This window comes from Halalkalibacter alkaliphilus (assembly GCF_023555415.1).
Lineage (GTDB): Bacteria > Bacillota > Bacilli > Bacillales > Bacillaceae_D > Halalkalibacter > Halalkalibacter alkaliphilus.
Map to the genome: position 1 here is coordinate 48,933 of NZ_JAKRYL010000020.1, position 18,731 is coordinate 67,663.

15 protein-coding genes are annotated in these 18,731 nt (G+C 38.0%); all 15 read left to right on the top strand.

Annotation, left to right across the window (positions count from 1 at the left end; all coding sequences use genetic code 11):
- Window positions 1-4 precede the first annotated feature (4 nt).
- The 15 genes from MF646_RS17200 (at window position 5) to urtE (ending at window position 18,643) form a co-directional block, all read left to right on the top strand.
- A complete protein-coding gene (locus tag MF646_RS17200) occupies window positions 5-895 on the top strand; it encodes a class II fructose-bisphosphate aldolase (RefSeq protein ID WP_250097745.1) in 891 nt (296 codons plus the stop codon).
- Between the two features lie 178 nt (window positions 896-1,073).
- Window positions 1,074-2,507 carry an aldehyde dehydrogenase family protein gene (locus tag MF646_RS17205; protein ID WP_250097746.1) on the top strand — a complete coding sequence of 478 codons (1,434 nt, stop codon included), beginning with the start codon at window positions 1,074-1,076 and terminating at the stop codon, window positions 2,505-2,507.
- A gap of 40 nt (window positions 2,508-2,547) precedes the next feature.
- Window positions 2,548-3,450: an AEC family transporter gene (locus tag MF646_RS17210; RefSeq protein ID WP_250097747.1), complete on the top strand. Its 903-nt coding sequence runs from the start codon at window positions 2,548-2,550 to the stop codon at window positions 3,448-3,450.
- Between the two features lie 757 nt (window positions 3,451-4,207).
- Window positions 4,208-5,206 (top strand): sugar-binding protein, encoded by a 999-nt coding sequence (locus MF646_RS17215; RefSeq protein ID WP_250097748.1) that lies wholly within the window; start codon window positions 4,208-4,210, stop codon window positions 5,204-5,206.
- Window positions 5,203-6,639, top strand: a complete 1,437-nt coding sequence (locus MF646_RS17220) for a sensor histidine kinase (protein ID WP_250097749.1) — start codon at window positions 5,203-5,205, stop codon at window positions 6,637-6,639. The genes MF646_RS17215 and MF646_RS17220 overlap by 4 nt, the downstream gene beginning before the upstream one ends.
- 1 nt (window position 6,640) lies before the next feature.
- The gene (locus MF646_RS17225) at window positions 6,641-8,218 is read left to right on the top strand and encodes a response regulator (RefSeq protein WP_250097750.1); all 1,578 of its coding nucleotides are present in this window, start codon (window positions 6,641-6,643) and stop codon (window positions 8,216-8,218) included.
- A gap of 331 nt (window positions 8,219-8,549) precedes the next feature.
- Window positions 8,550-9,944: a D-xylose transporter XylE gene (xylE, locus tag MF646_RS17230; protein ID WP_250097774.1), complete on the top strand. Its 1,395-nt coding sequence runs from the start codon at window positions 8,550-8,552 to the stop codon at window positions 9,942-9,944.
- A gap of 398 nt (window positions 9,945-10,342) precedes the next feature.
- Window positions 10,343-11,434: a D-alanine--D-alanine ligase gene (locus MF646_RS17235; RefSeq protein ID WP_250097751.1), complete on the top strand. Its 1,092-nt coding sequence runs from the start codon at window positions 10,343-10,345 to the stop codon at window positions 11,432-11,434.
- A 153-nt stretch (window positions 11,435-11,587) separates the two neighbouring features.
- Window positions 11,588-12,958 carry a UDP-N-acetylmuramoyl-tripeptide--D-alanyl-D-alanine ligase gene (locus MF646_RS17240; RefSeq protein WP_250097752.1) on the top strand — a complete coding sequence of 457 codons (1,371 nt, stop codon included), beginning with the start codon at window positions 11,588-11,590 and terminating at the stop codon, window positions 12,956-12,958.
- 191 nt (window positions 12,959-13,149) lie between these two features.
- A complete protein-coding gene (locus MF646_RS17245; RefSeq protein WP_250097753.1) occupies window positions 13,150-13,647 on the top strand; it encodes a GNAT family N-acetyltransferase in 498 nt (165 codons plus the stop codon).
- Window positions 13,648-13,867: 220 nt separating this feature from the next.
- Window positions 13,868-15,142, top strand: a complete 1,275-nt coding sequence (gene urtA, locus MF646_RS17250; protein WP_250097754.1) for an urea ABC transporter substrate-binding protein — start codon at window positions 13,868-13,870, stop codon at window positions 15,140-15,142.
- 61 nt (window positions 15,143-15,203) lie between these two features.
- A complete protein-coding gene (gene urtB, locus MF646_RS17255; RefSeq protein WP_250097755.1) occupies window positions 15,204-16,106 on the top strand; it encodes an urea ABC transporter permease subunit UrtB in 903 nt (300 codons plus the stop codon).
- 24 nt (window positions 16,107-16,130) lie between these two features.
- The gene (gene urtC / locus MF646_RS17260) at window positions 16,131-17,225 is read left to right on the top strand and encodes an urea ABC transporter permease subunit UrtC (RefSeq protein ID WP_250097756.1); all 1,095 of its coding nucleotides are present in this window, start codon (window positions 16,131-16,133) and stop codon (window positions 17,223-17,225) included.
- Complete coding sequence (urtD, locus tag MF646_RS17265) at window positions 17,167-17,967, top strand: urea ABC transporter ATP-binding protein UrtD (protein ID WP_250097757.1); 801 nt, start codon at window positions 17,167-17,169, stop codon at window positions 17,965-17,967. The genes urtC and urtD overlap by 59 nt, the downstream gene beginning before the upstream one ends.
- The gene (gene urtE, locus MF646_RS17270; protein WP_250097758.1) at window positions 17,951-18,643 is read left to right on the top strand and encodes an urea ABC transporter ATP-binding subunit UrtE; all 693 of its coding nucleotides are present in this window, start codon (window positions 17,951-17,953) and stop codon (window positions 18,641-18,643) included. The genes urtD and urtE overlap by 17 nt, the downstream gene beginning before the upstream one ends.
- Window positions 18,644-18,731: the final 88 nt, after the last annotated feature.

Genomic DNA, 18,731 nt, shown 5'->3' on the forward strand with positions numbered 1-18,731 from the left:
TGTGATGGGATTTATTAGTGGTAAAGTAATGTTAGAGCATGCGTATGAAAATCAATATGGTGTTGGGGCTTTCAGTGCTCATAATGCCGAAACAATTATGGCAATTATCGAAGCGGCAGAAGAAATGAATGCTCCAATTATGATTCAAGTTGGTCAGAAGGTTATTCAAACAATAGGTATGGAACCTATGAAACAATTAATAGATTATTACGCAAAAGAGGTTCAAGTACCGGTTGCCATTCATTTAGATCACAGTCGATCTTTAGAGCAAACATCCCGAGCAATTCAACTAGGTTTCCAATCCGTGATGTTTGATGGTTCGGCCCTTGAGTTTGATGAAAATTCAAGAATTATGAGGATTGTTAGCGAAACTGCAAAATCTCTTGGTATAGGTTCTGAAGGGGAAATTGGTAAGATTGGTGGAACCGAAGATGATATTACAGTTGACGAAAAAGATGCCCTTATCACAAGTGTTGAAGAAGCAGTGGCATTTGTTGAGGCTACAGATGTTGATTATTTAGCTATTTCCATTGGAACAGCTCATGGTATTTATAAGGCAACACCTAACCTTCGTTTGGATCGACTTGATGAGATTTCAAAAGCAGTTCGTCGCCCAATCGTACTTCACGGTGGTTCAGATGTACCCGATGAGCAAGTTCAACGTGCTATAGAACTTGGCGTTGCAAAAATTAATGTAGACACAGAACTTCGTCAAGCATTTACAAGAGGTGTTCAAGAGTACTGGGCAGAAAATCCAGAAGGAATTGTCATTGCAGATTCTCTTGGTGCAGGGAAGAATAAGATGAAAGAAAAAGTAAAAGAAAAGATTCGTGCATTTGGTAGTGAAGGTAAGGCTGCTAGTTTTGCTAAAAAAGAAAACATCGTGATGATATGATGAATTGTTATAACCTATGTGCTTTGGACGGTTCTATATAACAATGTTAGGTCGGACTCCTCTCCTTTTGAGAGAAGGAGTCTAGAGACCACTAGAGTTTACGATTACAAAATTCTGTAGTGAAAAATAACATTATACTATCGAACTTATAAGATAGAAAACATTGAGGAGTGAGAATATGACAACAATAGTCGCTGGGAAACAATATGGATTATTTATTAACGGGAAATGGGAAAAAACGATTGAAACGATGGACGTTTTAAATAAATATAATCAAGAATCAATCGCTAGCATTTCAGTAGCTGAAAAAGATCATATTGATAAAGCCGTAAAAGGTGCTAAAGATGCATTAAATGATTCATTTTCACCATATGAAAGATATGAAGTATTAATGAAAGCAGCAAATCTGTTATTAGAGCGTGGTGAAGAATTTGCGCAGGTACTAGCTTTAGAAGTTGGAAAACCAATACGTGAATCGCGAGGAGAAATCGAACGCGCAGCTCAAACATTGGTCATTTCAGCAGAAGAAGCTAAGAGAATTCATGGAGAAGGGGTTCCAGTAGAATCGGCGCCGGGTTCTGAAAACAGAATGGCTTTTACCGTTCGTGTACCAGTTGGAGTGATTGCTGCAATTACACCGTTTAATGTTCCGGTAAATTTGGTTTGTCATAAAATTGGACCTGCATTAGCAGCAGGGAATAGCGTTATATTAAAACCGGCTGAAGTAACGCCAATTTGTGCCCTAATGTTAACAGATTTAATGGAAGAGGCTGGTTTACCAAAAGGTCGTCTGCAAGTAGTAACAGGAGAAGGTGCTCAGATCGGAGAATGGCTGCTAGAGAACAAGGATGTTAATATGTTCACTTTTACTGGAAGCCCTCGTGTAGGTGAATACCTTCGTTCAAAAGCTGGCTTACGAAAAGTGGCATTAGAATTAGGAAATAACTCTGCAACAATCGTACACAATGATGCGAATTTAGAGCAAGCAGCATCATTAATTGCTCAAAAAAGCTTTAACAATGCCGGTCAAGTTTGTATTTCTGTACAACGTGTATATGTTCAAGAAGAGATTGCTGAACAATTTATTGAACTATTAAAGAAAAACACTGAAAAGCTTGTTGTAGGTGATCCTTTAGACGAGTCAACAGATATTGGGCCTATGATCCGTATTGGTGAAGCTGAGCGTGTTGAAAGTTGGGTAAATGAAGCTGTTGAACAAGGAGCTACAATTGCTTTAGGTGGAAAACGTAATGAGGCGCTTTTTGAGCCTACTATTCTTGTTAATGTAAATGATGATATGAAAGTTTGTCGTCAAGAAGTATTTGGTCCAGTGGTTTCAGTAGCAACGTACAAGGAAACCAATGAGGTTATTGCTAAGGTGAACGATTCAGACTATGGCTTACAAGCAGGTCTATTTACGAATAATTTACAATTTGCAATGAGAGCAGCACGTGAAATAGAAGTAGGGGGACTAATTGTAAACGATGCTTCTGCTTACCGTGTAGACCACATGCCTTATGGTGGAGTGAAGAACAGTGGGAATGGTAAGGAAGGTCCTAAGTATGCAATTGAGGAAATGACAGAAGAGCGAATTATTGTAATAAATTTATAAAAAAGTGTTAAAAAGATATTTTTAGATTGAAGGTGGATAAGTGAATTTCTTCCTTTATCTTATTCCGATTTTTGGTATATTCGCTCTTGGTTATTTGGGGCAAAAAAAATTGGGGTTCGATACTAAGTCAATATCAACAATGGCTCTCTACTTAATGTCTCCTGTACTAGTATTTCGGACCTTTTATACAACAGAATTTGATTTGACATATATATATATGGCATTGTACACATTTCTACTTTGTTTTGGTTTGATAGTGGTTGTATATATTATTGCGTTTTTTCGTAAATACTCCGTTAAAGAAACATGTGGAATGATCTTAGCATCTTCATTTATGAATAATGGAAATTACGGTACTCCAGTAGTACTATTGTTGTTTGGAGCAGCTGGTCTTGATTATGCGATTATTCTAATGGTCATTCAACAGATTGTTATGTGTACAGTAGGTGTATATTATGCAGCAAAAGGTAGCGATGAAGGAGATGGGATTCGCTCTGCAATTAGGGCAGTGCAAAGAATGCCGATGATTTATGGAGGGATTGTAGGATTCATATTTCAAGCGCTAAATGTTAAATTGAGTCTTCCTATCATCCAAGCAGTCAATATGGTTGCCGATGCAGCAATTCCTACTATTATGCTCGTATTAGGAATGCAGTTAGCCAAAATTTCAGTTAGAAACCTTGAGAGAGAAAAAGTTTCTCTCTCACTTATTACGAAATTAGCCATTTCGCCAATAATTGCCTATTTCATTACATTGTTTTTACCTGTCGATGAAATGGTAAAGCAAATCATGATCATTATGGCTGCTATGCCTACAGCTGCAAATACGACGATGTATGCGTTACAGTTCAATACAGAACCAGAATTTGTTTCAAGTGCAACGCTAGTGAGTACAATGCTAAGTTTAGCTACTTTACCTATCATCTTTTTTCTTGTTTTATAGTTATAGAACTTTTTTTGGTATTTTTAAAGAGTCTCATTAATGAATTATTTAATGAGACTCTTTTCATTGTAAAAAGTGGAGTGGGAGAGATGTCGTTTAAACGGTAAGTCGTTACAGTTGGCACAGATAAAAATTTGGCAAACCCTTTTTTGAAATCTAGTCTATGTTGTTATACACAGACTAGATTACTACTATCCCTACTCTAAAAGTGAGCAAGGGTAAGGTGTTAGTATTGTGAAAAATTGTATAGTGGGTCCTGAAATTAGAATAAGCTTCTCATAAGTTCACTAAACTTGTGGGAGGCTTTTTTTATGTTTAATGTTATGTGTATTGGCGAGTCCCATATAAAGGTTTAGGGAGGCCACTAAAAAAGTCCTTTTTAGTGGATTCGAGGAAGTAGCAATGGCTCCACACGTTGCGCGCCTGCTATGAGAAACCCACTCATAGCAGACTTTAAGACAAAGCAACGGTTCCGCTCATTGGACTTGATTTAGGTTCGCTGGAAAACGCGACACTCGTGACACATGGTGATGGCCTTTATTAATGGGAGAAGTGGTAAACACTATGTGCAGAAGAACGATGGTACGTATTTTATGATAAATAGAGAGAAAGAGACTGAATTTTTTATTTCCGGTTAACGGCAGACATAATAACAAATGCCCTTTCCGTTATCGTGATTGCGAAGACTTTTGATGTGTTACACTCCAATTATGATAAGATCAGACATATACAGTTATTGTTTTATTAGGAGGACAGCATGAATCGAACTATTCTATATAAAATACTGCTTTTTGCATTTATAACTGCATCTGGTTTTTCCTTATACTTTTATCAACAATCACAGGTAGACGACGAAAAAATTAGGGAAATGATGGCGCCTGAGTCTGATCTTCCAATGTATCACTTTGCTTTAATCGGAGAAGAAATGAATCATGAGTATTGGCGATTAGTCGGAGAAGGTGCGAAGACAGCAGAAGAAAATCATGATGTCCTTGTTGAATATGGAGGGCCTAAGCGTTCGAACCTTGATGAGCAGCTTAAGCTATTCAATATGGCGATCAAATCGAAGGTAGATGGAATCATTGTGCAACCGCTTAATGATCAATTTACTCCGCTTATTGATCAGGCAGTGAAACAAGGGATTCCTGTTATTACAATTGATACGGATTCTCCAGAAAGTAAGCGTGACGTTTATATTGGGACTGACAATTACTTAGCGGGTCAGTTAGCAGGAAAAGCTTTGGTTAAAGATACGAAAGGGGAAGCAACCATTGGAGTCATTTCCGGCAGTTTTGATAACGCCCTCCATCATCTACGTGTAAAAGGGTTTACTGACATTGTAGAGCAGGTTGACGGAATTGAAATTGTTGCGATGGAACAATCAGATATTTCAAGAGTAGATGTAGAGGAAACAGCATATAACATGTTAACCGAGCATGATAACATTACCGCATTTTATGGGACAAGTTCTTATAACGGGGTTGGGATCGTAGCTGCTGCAAAGGCTTTAAAAAGGGAAAATGATATGTATGTGATTACTTTTGATGCTATTGATGAGAATATACAGTTGTTAGAAAAAGGTGATATCGATGCAATTGTTGAACAACAACCTTTTGAGATGGGGTATCGAAGCGTTGAGAAGATGTTAGCTATTATTGAGGATAAGCCTGTCCAAGATGTTTATCATACAGAATTATCGATTATCCGTCTCGTAGACCTACCCAATAGAAATCGTCAAAAGGGTGGGTCCTCATGATTAAAATTCGCACGAAGTTACTCATTTATTTTGCTAGTATTCTTCTTTTGCTTATTCTGTTATTTTTTGTTCGAGAACAAAGCAACAATAAAGTGATGGAGCTCTATAATGAAAATGTTACATATTTCTTTCTCTTAAACGAAATCACAAAAACAACAAATCAGACATTTCAGTCACTGCAAATCTATGTTCATGAACCTTTGGTTGAAAACTTAAAGCATTATCAAGAAGGGAAAGAGCAGCTGTTTCAGTTACAACAAGTATTTAGAGAACAAGAAAAAAAAGGAATCTCCAAGAAAAACGTATTAAATATGATGACGAGTTTCCTTGAACAAACAGAACAGACAGTGGAAGGTGTAGCGAACCAAGATATCCAAGAGTATTCTCTGCATTTACAAGAAGCGGAGATAACATCGGGTTATATTCATGAAAAAACACTTGATATCATCAATATGGAGCTTGCAAATTATCAAGAGCTTTCTGTCCTTATCGATAATAAGGTGATGAATATACAAAAAATGGGAACGTCGATTATTATTGCCATTATCATTCTGAGTATTTTATTTGCCCTCTGGTTTTCAAACGGAATTACGAGAACGATTGAACGTTTGACAAAGGCGGCAAAAGAAATATCATCTGGTCGTTATACGGGGAAAGATGTCATTGTTTCACAGAAGGATGAGCTTTTTCTTTTGACGAAGACATTTAATGAAATGAAAAGGAACATTCTAGAGTCGGTTAATGAGATAGAAGAAAAGGCAAGGCTAGCTCAGCTTTTAAAAGAAATGGAATTGAAAAGCTTGCAAAATCAAATCAATCCACACTTTCTGTTTAACACGTTAAACACCATTTCAAAAACGTCTTATATTGAAGGGGCGGAACGAACGAGTGACTTGATTTCCTCTGTTTCCACCTTACTTCGGTATAATATCGGGAATTTAGATCGGCAAAAGACTCTGAAAGATGAAGTCGAAATTATAAGGGAGTATTTTTTTATCCAAAAAGCGCGCTTTCGTGATCGAGTAGAGTTTATTGAAAACGTAGATCCTAGTTGTCTATCAACACCACTTCCATGCCTGACGCTTCAGCCTATCATTGAGAACGCTTTTATACACGGTATTGAAGGCATGGCTGCGGGAGCAAAAATTGAAATTCATATTTACCATAAGGCTAGAATGGTATGTATAGATGTGAATGACAACGGGGTAGGGATGGATCAAGAAACGATTGATCGATTGTTGAGCAAAGAGGAAGAATCTGAGTTTTCTTTATCGAAAAAAGGGTCAGGCCATTCCACTGGGATCGGAATGAGAAATGTGATGGATCGGCTCAAGCTATTTGATAAAGAAAGTACGTTTACTATTTCTTCACGGATTGGGGAAGGCACAAAGGTAAGCATTCGGTTACGTACTAATCAGGATAGGGGGGCATGATGTGGTAAAAATAATGCTTGTTGACGATGAACCGATTGAAAGAGAAGGGATTAGCTTAATGCTTAGTAAAAATCGCTCCAATTTTGAAGTTGTGGCGGAGGCTCAAAATGGAAAGGAAGCAGTGGAACGTGCCCTAACATCTAGACCAGATTTAATCTTTATGGATATAAAAATGCCTGAATTTGATGGCATTGAGGCAATACGAAAAATTGTACCTGAGCTTCCGAACACTAAATTTATCATGGTATCGGCCTATGATACATTTGAATATGCACGTGAGGCAATGAAGTTTGGGATAAAAGAGTATTTATTAAAACCAAGTAAAGTTATTGAGGTATTAGAAGCCTTCGATCGCACGGTAGAAGAGATCGAAAGCGAAAAAAAGAGAGTGACGGAAACAAAGCAGGTCAATCGTCGTCTTGAAAGAGTCCATTCCTTAATAGAGAGAGATTTTATTGTTTCTCTTATTATGGACCATGTTCATGAGTTTGATCAGGGCGAGTGGGATGAATGGTTAGGCCTAGAACTCGAACATAAGAAGGGATTTGCAGCTGTTTTTTCGTTTGAATCAGACAAGCTCCACCCAGATCGTGAGGAAAAAAGTCGTTGGTATCGAATACTGAAACAAGTATTACATGAGCAAAGCCGCCCTTCTTGTTTTATCGGTCCGTTAACTGGGTTTCAGGTTCCTGTCCTCGTGTTATTTACAGAGCATGAAAAAGAAGATGATGAAATAAGACAAGATTTTGTACGTGTGATTCTTCATCAAGTGCAGAAGAAGATAGAGGAATGCCGGTTGTATGCAGGGGTTGGAATGGTCGTATCAAATGTGAATCACTTTTCTAACTCATATAAGGAAGCCATTTATGCGTTGGAGTTAGTTCTTAGTCATCGAAGCGCTACTTATTTGGTTTATAACGAACGGTTGAAACAAAAGCGTAAAGAATTGATTCCTTTTGAAGTAGAAAAAGAGTTAGTAGAGGCTGTTAAAAAAGGTGATATGCAAAAAGGGCTACAAATGTTTGAATCTTATTTTCAATCGGTTCAGCAAGCTGCTGACTTTCAAGTAAAACTCGTTCAAAAAGCGTTGGAGGACTTCTTCATAGTGTTAACCCGTTCTATGAAAGAGCTTGGATTTGATGGACATATTCAAGTTGGATTAGGACAGTTAGAAACAACGATGCAAATCAAAGAAGTGGCTAGATCACAACTTATCAATATTACTGAGCAGTTGGGGGAGTGGCGAGCGAACGGAATACGAGCCTTACTTTTACAAGCTAAGGAATATATTGATAGTAATTATCATAAAGCTATTTCTCTTGAACAGGTTGCACAAGAGATTGGGCTTAGCTCTTATTATTTAAGTAAGTTGTTTAAAGAAAGATTTCAAGTTACTTTTATGGAGTATTTGAAAAATGCTCGAATGCAAAAAGCAATAGAATTACTTTTAGGTGGAAACATGCCATTAAAGGAAATAGCGTTAAATGTAGGATATAAAGACCCCAACTATTTTAGTACGGCTTTTAAAAAGGAAATTGGTGTGAGTCCGCGTGAATATCGAAATAAGTATCATAAGTAAACAGCGATCATGGATTGCTGTTTTTTATTTTTTCATAAAGAGTTTTCGAGAAAATATTAAGCTTTCACAAGAATTTATAGGTATTGACATGAAAGTGAAGGAGAAAGCGCTATCTAAAATGCGTTTTCATGATATTTTTAATGTATTGAAAGTGTTTTCACAGTTTCTATTATTTAAAAATGAAAACGGAATCATAAGTGAAAATCGTTCCTATAGGAGGGAGATTCGGTTCGACAAGTGTCACAGATTACATTATCTAAGGATTAACAAAGAAATACTGGTTTAGGAGAGGGGAGGAAGAAAGAGAAGATCAATTTCTCTTTTGTCACGTATGAAGAAGAAAAATAGTACTTTATACATTGTGTTGATTACACTGGTTGCTACACTTGGTGGACTTTTATTTGGATATGACACAGCTGTTATTTCAGGAGCAGAAGGGTCACTTCAAACTTATTTTGCGGAGAGTTTAGGTCTTAGTTCCCTTGTACATGGGATTACAGTTTCAAGTGCATTGATTGGGTGTATTATCGGAGGGCTTATTTCAGGTTATTTTGCAACCCGATTTGGAAGGAAAAAAACGTTAATCCTCGCTGCATTTTTATTCTTAGTGTCAGCACTAGGATCTGCGTTTCCTGAATTTTTATTTTTTACAAAAGGAGAACCTTCCATTGCTCTATTAATTACCTTTAATATTTACCGCATCATTGGGGGAATTGGCGTTGGGTTAGCATCGGCAGTCTCACCAATGTATATTGGAGAAATTGCACCGGCGCGTATAAGAGGTACACTAGTTTCTTTAAACCAATTTGCGATTATCTTTGGGATGTTAGTTGTTTATTTTGTTAACTGGGGAATTGGGCAAGGACAATCAATGGAATGGATTAATGACGTTGGTTGGCGCTATATGTTTTTATCAGAGACCATTCCTGCTTTGCTTTTCTTACTCCTATTGTTTACAGTTCCAGAGACGCCACGATATTTAGTTTCTAAAAATCAGGATGAGAAGGCAATGGCAGTCCTTTCTAAAATTCACGATCAAACAATGGCAAAGGCAACAATGTTTGAGATTAAGAAATCCTTTGATGTAAACAAAGCAAAATTATTCTCATATGGTAAAACAATTATTGTGATCGGTATTTTATTATCTGTATTCCAGCAATTTGTCGGGATAAATGTTGCTCTTTATTATGCTCCACGGATTTTTGAAAGCATGGGAGCAGCAAGAGATGCATCCATGTTCCAAACGATCGTTATGGGCTTAGTTAATGTGCTGTTTACGTTAATTGCTATTTTCACAGTAGATAAATTTGGTAGAAAGCCGCTGTTGATTATTGGTTCGATTGGAATGACGATTGGTATGTTTGGGGTGGCTGGTATGGCATTCTCTAACACAATTGGAATCGGGACATTAATTTTCATTATTATCTACACAGCATCGTTTATGATGTCATGGGGTCCAGTGGTTTGGGTACTTATTTCCGAGATCTTCCCTAATAAAATTAGAGGGCAAGCTGTGGCAATTGCTGTAGCGGCACAATGGGCAGCTAACTACTTTATTTCATCGACATACCCAGCGATGATGGAATTTAGCGGAGGTTTAACGTATTCATTCTACGGAATTATGAGTTTACTTTCAGCGATCTTTATTTGGAAGTTTGTACCTGAAACGAAGGGTAGATCATTGGAAGAGTTAGAGACTATTTTGGTTAATAAGAAGAGTGCATAGATAGGTTTTGGGTAATGAAGAAACATTATATAAAAAGATCTCACATTTGATGTGGGGTCTTTTTTTGATAAGGTGAGATTATCGACAGAGAAAATAATAGCTGGAAATGGAAATGTAATGGAATCATGTTAAGTAAAGTCTTTCTAGCTATTTCTTTTTTTATTTCTAGAGTTACGTAGATGTATACACTTTTTCAAACAAGTATTTTCTAAGGCTCAATGTGTAAAGGTCTCAAAAAACTTTCCAGTAAACATGCCCATAGAAAAGAATTTTACATACAATAGTAAAAAAATAGGCTAATGAGCAAATACAAGGGTATAAACTAGTTAAAAATTCGTATTTGATTTAGGGGCGATAGTGTTACAATAGTAAAGGGAAAATGGATATGGAGGGTGTATATGAAAATTAAACTTGGATTGTTGTATGGTGGGAAATCTGCTGAACATAAAGTATCATTACAAACGGCAAAGGCTGTTATTAAAGCATTAGACTTAACAAAATATGAAATCCATCCAATATATATTTCAGAAAACGGTGAGTGGGTCAGGGGAGCGCAGCTTGAAGGCCCAGTTGAGGATGTTAAGCAGCTTCAATTGAAAGAAGAAGGAGAAGTAATCTCTCCAGTTGCGTTAAACTCAGAGCTCTTCCCGGTTCCGTCAAAAAATCAAACAAATGAAGATAAGATTGATGTCGTTTTCCCATTGCTTCACGGACCGAACGGGGAAGATGGAACGGTTCAAGGATTATTAGAATTAATGAACATGCCTTATGTGGGCAATGGGGTGCTGGCGTCCGCTGCTGGTATGGATAAAGTCATGATGAAAAACATCTATGAGCAGGCTGGTATTAAGCAAGCGAACTATGTATGGTACCTTCGTCGTGATTGGGAAAAGGATGCGGATGCAGCATACAAAAATGTTGAAGAAAAGCTTGGTTACCCTTGTTTTGTAAAACCGGCGAACTTAGGCTCAAGCGTTGGAATTAGTAAATGTAAGGATCGAGAAAGCTTAGAAAAAGCTTTTGAATTAGCTTTTGGATATGACCGAAAAATCATTGTTGAAGAAGGGATCGACGGTCGAGAAGTGGAAATTGCTGTTTTAGGAAACGACGATCCAGAGTGTTCGGTTGTGGGTGAGATCGTTCCAGAAACAGACTTTTATGATTATAAAGCGAAGTATGAGGACGGAAGTACGGGACTTATTATTCCTGCTGACATCACCGATGAAGAATACGAAGAAATTAAGAGAGTAGCGATTCAATCGTTCAAAGCTCTTGATTGCTCTGGTTTAGTCCGTGCTGATTTCTTTTTGACAAAAGACGGTGAAGTCCTTATGAACGAAGTAAACACGATGCCGGGCTTTACGCCGTTCAGTATGTTTCCGATGTTATGGCAGGAGTCAGGCTTACCGTACTCTAAGTTGATTGAAAAGCTAGTGGAACTTGGAGTAGAGCGTCACGAGGAAAAACAAAAGATTAAACACACTTTTTAAGGTGAATAAATAGTAATGAGGTTGACTACGTTGTGAGTCAGCCTCCTTTTACATAGAATAGAGAAACAGTGCATAGAAGAGCGAATGACTGCTATATGGGAAAGCAGTTACTTTTTTTCAGTACAGTACAATTGACAAGAAGGAGTGATTTTGATGATTAAAAGGAGTTTTAATGATATTGCTACGTGGGTGAATGGGGAAGCTGTTGGCCTAGATAATGCTCCTGTAGAGGTTGCGGGGGTTTCGACAGACACAAGAACGATCCGAGATGGAAATCTATATATCCCTCTTGTTGGCGAGAATTTCAATGGCCACGATTTTGTGAAAGCAGCTGTCGAGAATGGTGCATCTGGAGCCCTTTGGCAAAAAAAACAACCCAATCCACCTGCTGATATACCGCTTATTTATGTGGAGGACACTTTATTGGCATTGCAAGATTTAGCAAAAAACTATTTGGCGAGTCTTCCTGCAAAAGTCGTCGGAATCACTGGTAGTAATGGGAAAACGACGACGAAGGACATGGTGACTTCCGTACTTGCTACGACTTATAAGGTTCAGAAAACGGAAGGAAATTACAATAACCATATCGGAATGCCACTCACGATACTCAGGTTAGAGGAAGACACGGAAATGGCTGTGTTGGAAATGGGAATGAGCGGAAGGGGAGAAATTGAGCTTCTTTCTATGCTTGCAAAACCTGAAGCTGCGATCATCACAAACATTGGCGAATCCCATTTACAGGATTTGGGTTCTCGGGAAGGGATTTCGGAGGCTAAATTTGAAATTACGGCAGGTTTGCGGGAAAACGGAACATTTGTGATTCATGGGGATGAGCCGCTTTTAACAGACAAAGTCACAGACAGTCCGTTTCATGTCATCACATTTGGCAACTCAAAGACAAATGACTTTTATCCGGTGCAGATCAAGCAGAAGAGCGACGGAACGTATTTTACGATTAATGGAGAGGATGAGACTGAGTTTTTTATTCCGGTTCTAGGCAAACACAATATTAACAATGCTCTCGCTGCCGTCGCAATTGCCAAACAGTTTGGGGTGTCGACGCCTAACATTAAAAAAGGGCTGGAAATGATTAAAATCACCGGGATGCGTACGGAATTAATCCAAGGTAAAGATGGAGTGGCGGTTATTAATGACGCGTATAATGCGAGCCCAACTTCTATGCGCGCTGCGATTGAATTGCTTCAGGATTTAAAGGATTATAAGAAAAAAATAGTCGTTTTAGGCGATATGCTAGAGCTTGGCGAAAATGAAGAGACCTTCCACTATGAAGTCGGAAAAGGAATTGACTTTGCTAAAATCAATTATGTTTTCACATTTGGCAAGCTGGGGAACAAAATTGCAGAAGGTGCAAAAGTGAATTTCTCTGAAAATCAAGTGTTTGCATACGATGACAAACAGGCATTGATTGTTAAACTAAAAGAAACTGTGGGGGAAGGCGATATTGTTTTAGTCAAAGGATCCCGCGGTATGAAATTAGAAGAGGTTGTCACTGCATTAACATAACTAGATGTTATAATGGAGGCTTCTTATAAGGTTTAATAATCTTATAAGAAGTCTCTTTTTTATTTATTAGTAATATGGAGAAATGCTTTTTACGATTTTTAATAAATACACGAATCTATAATACAAATAGACTAGTCATTTTGAAGAAGTGGCTTAGGACCATGCAAACAGGTAGAGGGAGGGTGGATATAATGATAGATATAAGGGAAGTTAAGACAACAGAGATCGAACAGGTATCGAAGTTTTTACTAAAGACAATGCAAGAGGTGTATCCTTTTCAATTAAGTGAGAAATCTTTACGTGATCTTACAGAAATGGAATCACTCTTTATAGAGCGTACTGATGCAACAATGATTGCAGCCTTTCATAACGAAAGAGTCGTTGGTACGATTGCGGTAAGACGTTATGATGGAAGAATTGCCTCACTTTTTGATCGATATAATCTCGATACCACATGTGAAATCATTAAGTGTTATGTAGATAAAAGTGAAAGACGAAAAGGCATTGGATCGCTTCTAATGAACCGGGTACGGAGATTTTGTAGGGAGGCGAATTATTCTACTTTGTATTTGCATACGCATCATTTTTTACCTGGAGGGTTTCATTTTTGGACAAAGAAAGGATTTCAAGTCACGATAGAGGATATGGACGAATTCGAAACAATTCATATGGAACAGTTGATTGATTAAATAAAAAAGACCAGAGTGTGAATATTTTTCACTCTGGTCTTTTTATTTGACTGCTTTCGCATACTTTGTTGTTTTTATGGGTACGTGTTCGTCCTAATATTGTTTTTTGATTTTTTTGAAAATTGATGTTACATTTTCTAACAAATTTTGCGTTTATTTTTTAAAAGCTTGGTATTGTATTTCGTGTAGAGAAAAATCTTACATAAAACGGAGGGGCAATATGAAAAAATCTTTTAAGGGTAAGTCAGCATTAATTGGTGCAGCAGTATCGACTATGTTACTTTTAAGTGCTTGTGGTGGAGGAGGTGCTGAAACTTCTACTGAAACAGAAGAGGACACAGGCACAGATGCAGGTGTGGAAGTTGAGGCTGGTGAAGATGTGATTAAAGTCGGGGTTCTCCATTCGTTAAGTGGCACGATGGCAATGAGTGAAACGTCTGTAAGAGATGCAGAATTATTAGCAATTGAAGAGATTAATGCAGCTGGTGGTGTATTAGGGAAACAGTTAGTACCTGTTATTGAAGATGGTGCTTCTGAGCCACCGGTTTTCTCTGAACGTGCAGCAAAATTGCTACAACAAGATGAAGTTGCTGTTATCTTTGGTGGTTGGACTTCGGCGAGTCGTAAAGCGATGTTACCAGTCGTAGAACAAAACAATGGTTTACTCTTCTACCCTGTTCAATATGAAGGAATGGAAGCTTCTCCTAATATTTTCTATGCAGGTGCGGCTCCAAACCAGCAAATTGTTCCCGCTGTTGATTGGTTACTAGAAAACAAAGGTACCGACTTCTTCTTATTAGGGTCTGATTATGTTTTCCCGCGTTTAGCGAATCAAATTATTAAAGCTCAATTAGAAGAGAATGGGGCAACTTTAGTAGACGAACAATATACACCACTTGGTCATACGGACTATAACACAATCATTTCAAGAATTCGTGAGTCAAAGCCAACCGTAATTTTTAACACATTAAATGGAGATAGTAACGTAGCATTTTTCAAACAGCTTGCTGATGCTGGTATTACAACTGACGATCTAACAGTTATGTCTGTAAGTGTAGCGGAAGAAGAAATCCGCGGAATTGGGGCTGATGTCCTAGAGGGTCATTTAGCTAGCTGGAACTACTATCAAACAACTGACACGCCAGCGAATGCAGAGTTTGTCGCAAATTATAAAGAAGCGTATGGTGATGACCGAGTAACTGGTGATCCAATAGAAGCAGGTTACTTCATGGTTCATTTATGGGCGAAAGCTGTTGAAGCTGCAGGTACAACGGATGTTGATGCTGTACGTGAAGCGGCAGTAGGGATCGAATTTGATGCACCAGGTGGTCCAGTTAAAGTTGACGGAGATAATCAGCATGTTTACAAAACTGTAAGAATTGGTGAAATTCAAGCTGATGGACAATTTAACGAAGTTTGGAATTCTGGTGAGGCGGTAAAACCAGATCCATACTTAGAAGGTTATGATTGGGCAAGTGGCATTAGTGCTGAGTAATAGGTAGAAAACGGGGAGAGGAGTACTCTCCCTATTTATATATACAAAGGGTGGATGGAGCATGGATGGAATGATTATTCAAGCATTTAATGGCGTTAGTCTTGGATCAATTTTATTATTAATTGCTCTTGGATTGGCTATAACATTTGGATTAATGAAAGTGATAAACATGGCTCATGGTGAGTTAATAATGATTGGGGCTTATACAACCTATGTAGTTCAGGTGATCTTTGCTCAATATCTTCCAGCAACGATGTTTGACATGTATTACTTTTTAGCCATTCCTATTGCGTTTGTCGTTGCTGCATTAATCGGAATGTTAATAGAATTTACGGTGATTCGTCATTTATATGGAAGACCGTTAGATAGTTTGCTTGCAACGTTTGGTGTTGGGCTAATTCTTCAACAAACAGCAAGATCGATTTTTGGTGCGCCGAATGTTGGGGTACAGAGTCCGGGATTTTTACGAGGTGGTTTAGAGGTAATGGGCGTGACATTACCGTATATCCGACTATTTATAATTGGCCTAGTTATAGTTAGTTTTTTACTATTGGCTTGGTTTTTGTATAAAACGAGAAATGGGCGGAAGATCCGTGCGGTCATGCAAAATCGCGAAATGGCACAGTGTTTAGGAGTTTCGTCACGAAAAGTAGATCTGATTACCTTTGCAATAGGCTCAGGCTTTGCAGGAATTGCAGGAGCAGCCCTAACACTTATCGGGCCAATCGGACCAACCATTGGAACGTATTATATCGTTGATGCATTTATGGTTGTTGTTGTCGGTGGTGTAGGGATGTTAATTGGTACCGTTGCAGGTGCACTTGGAATTGGCATCTTTAATACAGTATTTGAATATTGGACGAACGCTTCGATGGGGAAAGTTCTTGTCTTTGCACTGATTATTTTATTCTTACAATGGCGTCCGTCTGGAATGTTTTCGCTCCAATCTCGGTCACTGGACTAATGAAAATTGGAAGGGGTTCAATGTATGCAAACAATAAGTGCTCGCTTGCTAGAGAGGAAGTGGCTCTTCGTAGCTCTAATAATCATATTACTTATTCTGCCCTTTTTTATATCAGATTTTAGAACGAATTTACTTGGGCGTTATATAGCATTTGCGATATTAGTTATTGGATTGGATTTGTTATGGGGATATACAGGGGTATTAAGTCTTGGTCATGGGATATTCTTTGGTCTAGGTGCCTATATCATGGCGATGCATTTGTCAATGGAAAGCATGACAGGAGCTGTTCCTGATTTTATGACGTGGAATGGGATTACTGAATTGCCATGGTTTTGGGCAATTTTTTCCAACCCTATTTCAGCTATTATCGGTGCTATTATGGTGCCGATGATCATCGCATCAATCTTATCATTCTTTATTTTCCGAAATAGAATAAGAGATGTGTATTTTACAATACTAACACAGGCCCTAGTCCTTGTTACGACAACATTAATTGTCAGTCAGCAAAGCTTTACTGGTGGAACAAATGGGATAACGGGGTTTTCAACAATCTTTGGGTATTCCCTTTCGTCTCCTGCGACACAGAAAGGACTTTATTATATATCGGTTGGAAGTTTAATCGTTGTCTTTTTGATTTGTTCAATATTGGTTAACAGCCGTTTTGGGAAAACATTGATCGCCATACGTGATGGCGAAAATAGACTTCGCTTTTCAGGGTACGATACATCAATGTTTAAAGTGCTAATTTTTTCTTTATCAGCTGGGATAGCCGGATTAGCTGGAATGTTGTTTGTGATGCAAGTTGGGATTATTTCACCGACTATGATTGGTATTATTCCATCGATTGAAATGATTTTGTGGGTTGCTATTGGTGGGCGAGGTACATTGATTGGCCCAGTAATAGGTGCAATTTTAACAAACAGTGCAAAAACGTTTTTTAGTGAAAGTTATCCTGACTTTTGGTTGTATTTCTTAGGCTTAGTCTTTGTTATTATCGTTATTTTCCTTCCAGGAGGATTAATGAGTTTAGTCGATAAAGTAAAGAGGAGAGGTGGAAAGCATGAAAAACGTAAAGAACCTACAGATAGAAAAGAAACCAGTCATTCTGCAGTCGGATAAACTTTCCGTTCGATTTGGAGGGTTTTATGCGATCAAAGAGTTTGATTTTTCGATTCCACATGGAGAGTTGCATTTCTTAATCGGACCTAATGGAGCTGGGAAAACAACTTTTTTAGACGCAGTATGCGGAAAAACAAAATACAGTGAAGGAACGTTAATGTTTAATGGAACTACAAACCTAGCGAAGTTAAAAGAGTATGAGATTGTTAGAGAAGGGATAGGGAGAAAGTTTCAAGCCCCATCCATTTTCCCCTTTTTAACTGTTTTTGATAATTTGGAATTAGCTATGAAACAAGATAAGCGTGTTATTCCCGTATTATTTTCAAGAATGAAAGCATCAGATAAAGCAAAAATTGATGAAATGTTAAGTTTGATTGGATTAAAAGAACAAAAAAATGTCGTTGCCAAAACATTGTCTCATGGGCAGAAGCAATGGTTAGAGATCGGTATGGTCATGATGCAAGAACCGAACTTGCTAATGTTAGATGAGCCGATCGCAGGAATGACGGAAGAAGAGGAAGAAAAAACGGGTGAATTGCTACTAGAATTGAAAAAACGTTGCTCAATAATAGTTGTAGAACATGATATGGATTTTGTTAGAAAATTTGCTGAAAAAGTTACGGTCATGCATGGTGGACAATTGCTATGTGATGGAACGATGGAAGAAATTCAAAGAAACGAACGAGTAATGGAAGTTTATTTAGGAAAGAAAGGAGAACAGGCAAATGCTAAAGCTCTCTAAATTAGAAGTGGCTTATGACGGAAGTACAGTTATTCGGGATGTGTCCCTTACTGTTGAACCTGGAAAAGTAGTGTGCCTAATGGGGAGAAATGGTGTTGGGAAATCAACGATTATGAAGACAATTATGGGTGTTCTTCAACCGGTTAATGGGACAGTGTCTTATAGTGATGAAGAAGTAACAAAGAAAAATGCTTCGTATAGGGCTCGGAAAGGAATAGGCTATGTACCGCAGGGGAGAGAAATATTTCCTCAATTAACCATATATGAAAATCTCCTTCTAGGTTTAGAAGCTCGTTCGAATAGTGAGGAAAAAATCAATGAAAAAATCTATGAATACTTTCCTGTCCTAAAAGAAATGAAGGATCGTCGTGGCGGAGACTTAAGTGGAGGTCAACAGCAGCAACTTGCAATAGCAAGGGCGCTTGTAGCTGAGCCGAGCTGCTTATTACTAGATGAACCGACTGAAGGGATTCAGCCCAATATCGTAAGTGACATTCAAGAAGTTATTAAAGATATAAAGAGAAGCCAAGTCAATACGTCAATTTTGCTAGTTGAACAAAGCTTTGACTTTGCCAAAAGTGTAGCTGATTACTTTTATGTGATGGATAAAGGACGAATTGTATATGAAGGCGAGGACTTAATGGAAGAGAAAGTAAGTCAATATTTAAGTGTTTAATATGGCTAGTTTAAGAGTGTGGAATCCCTCCATGCTCTTTTTTTATGTGGCTTTATGGTAAACTATAAAAGTATTTTGAGAAGGAGCG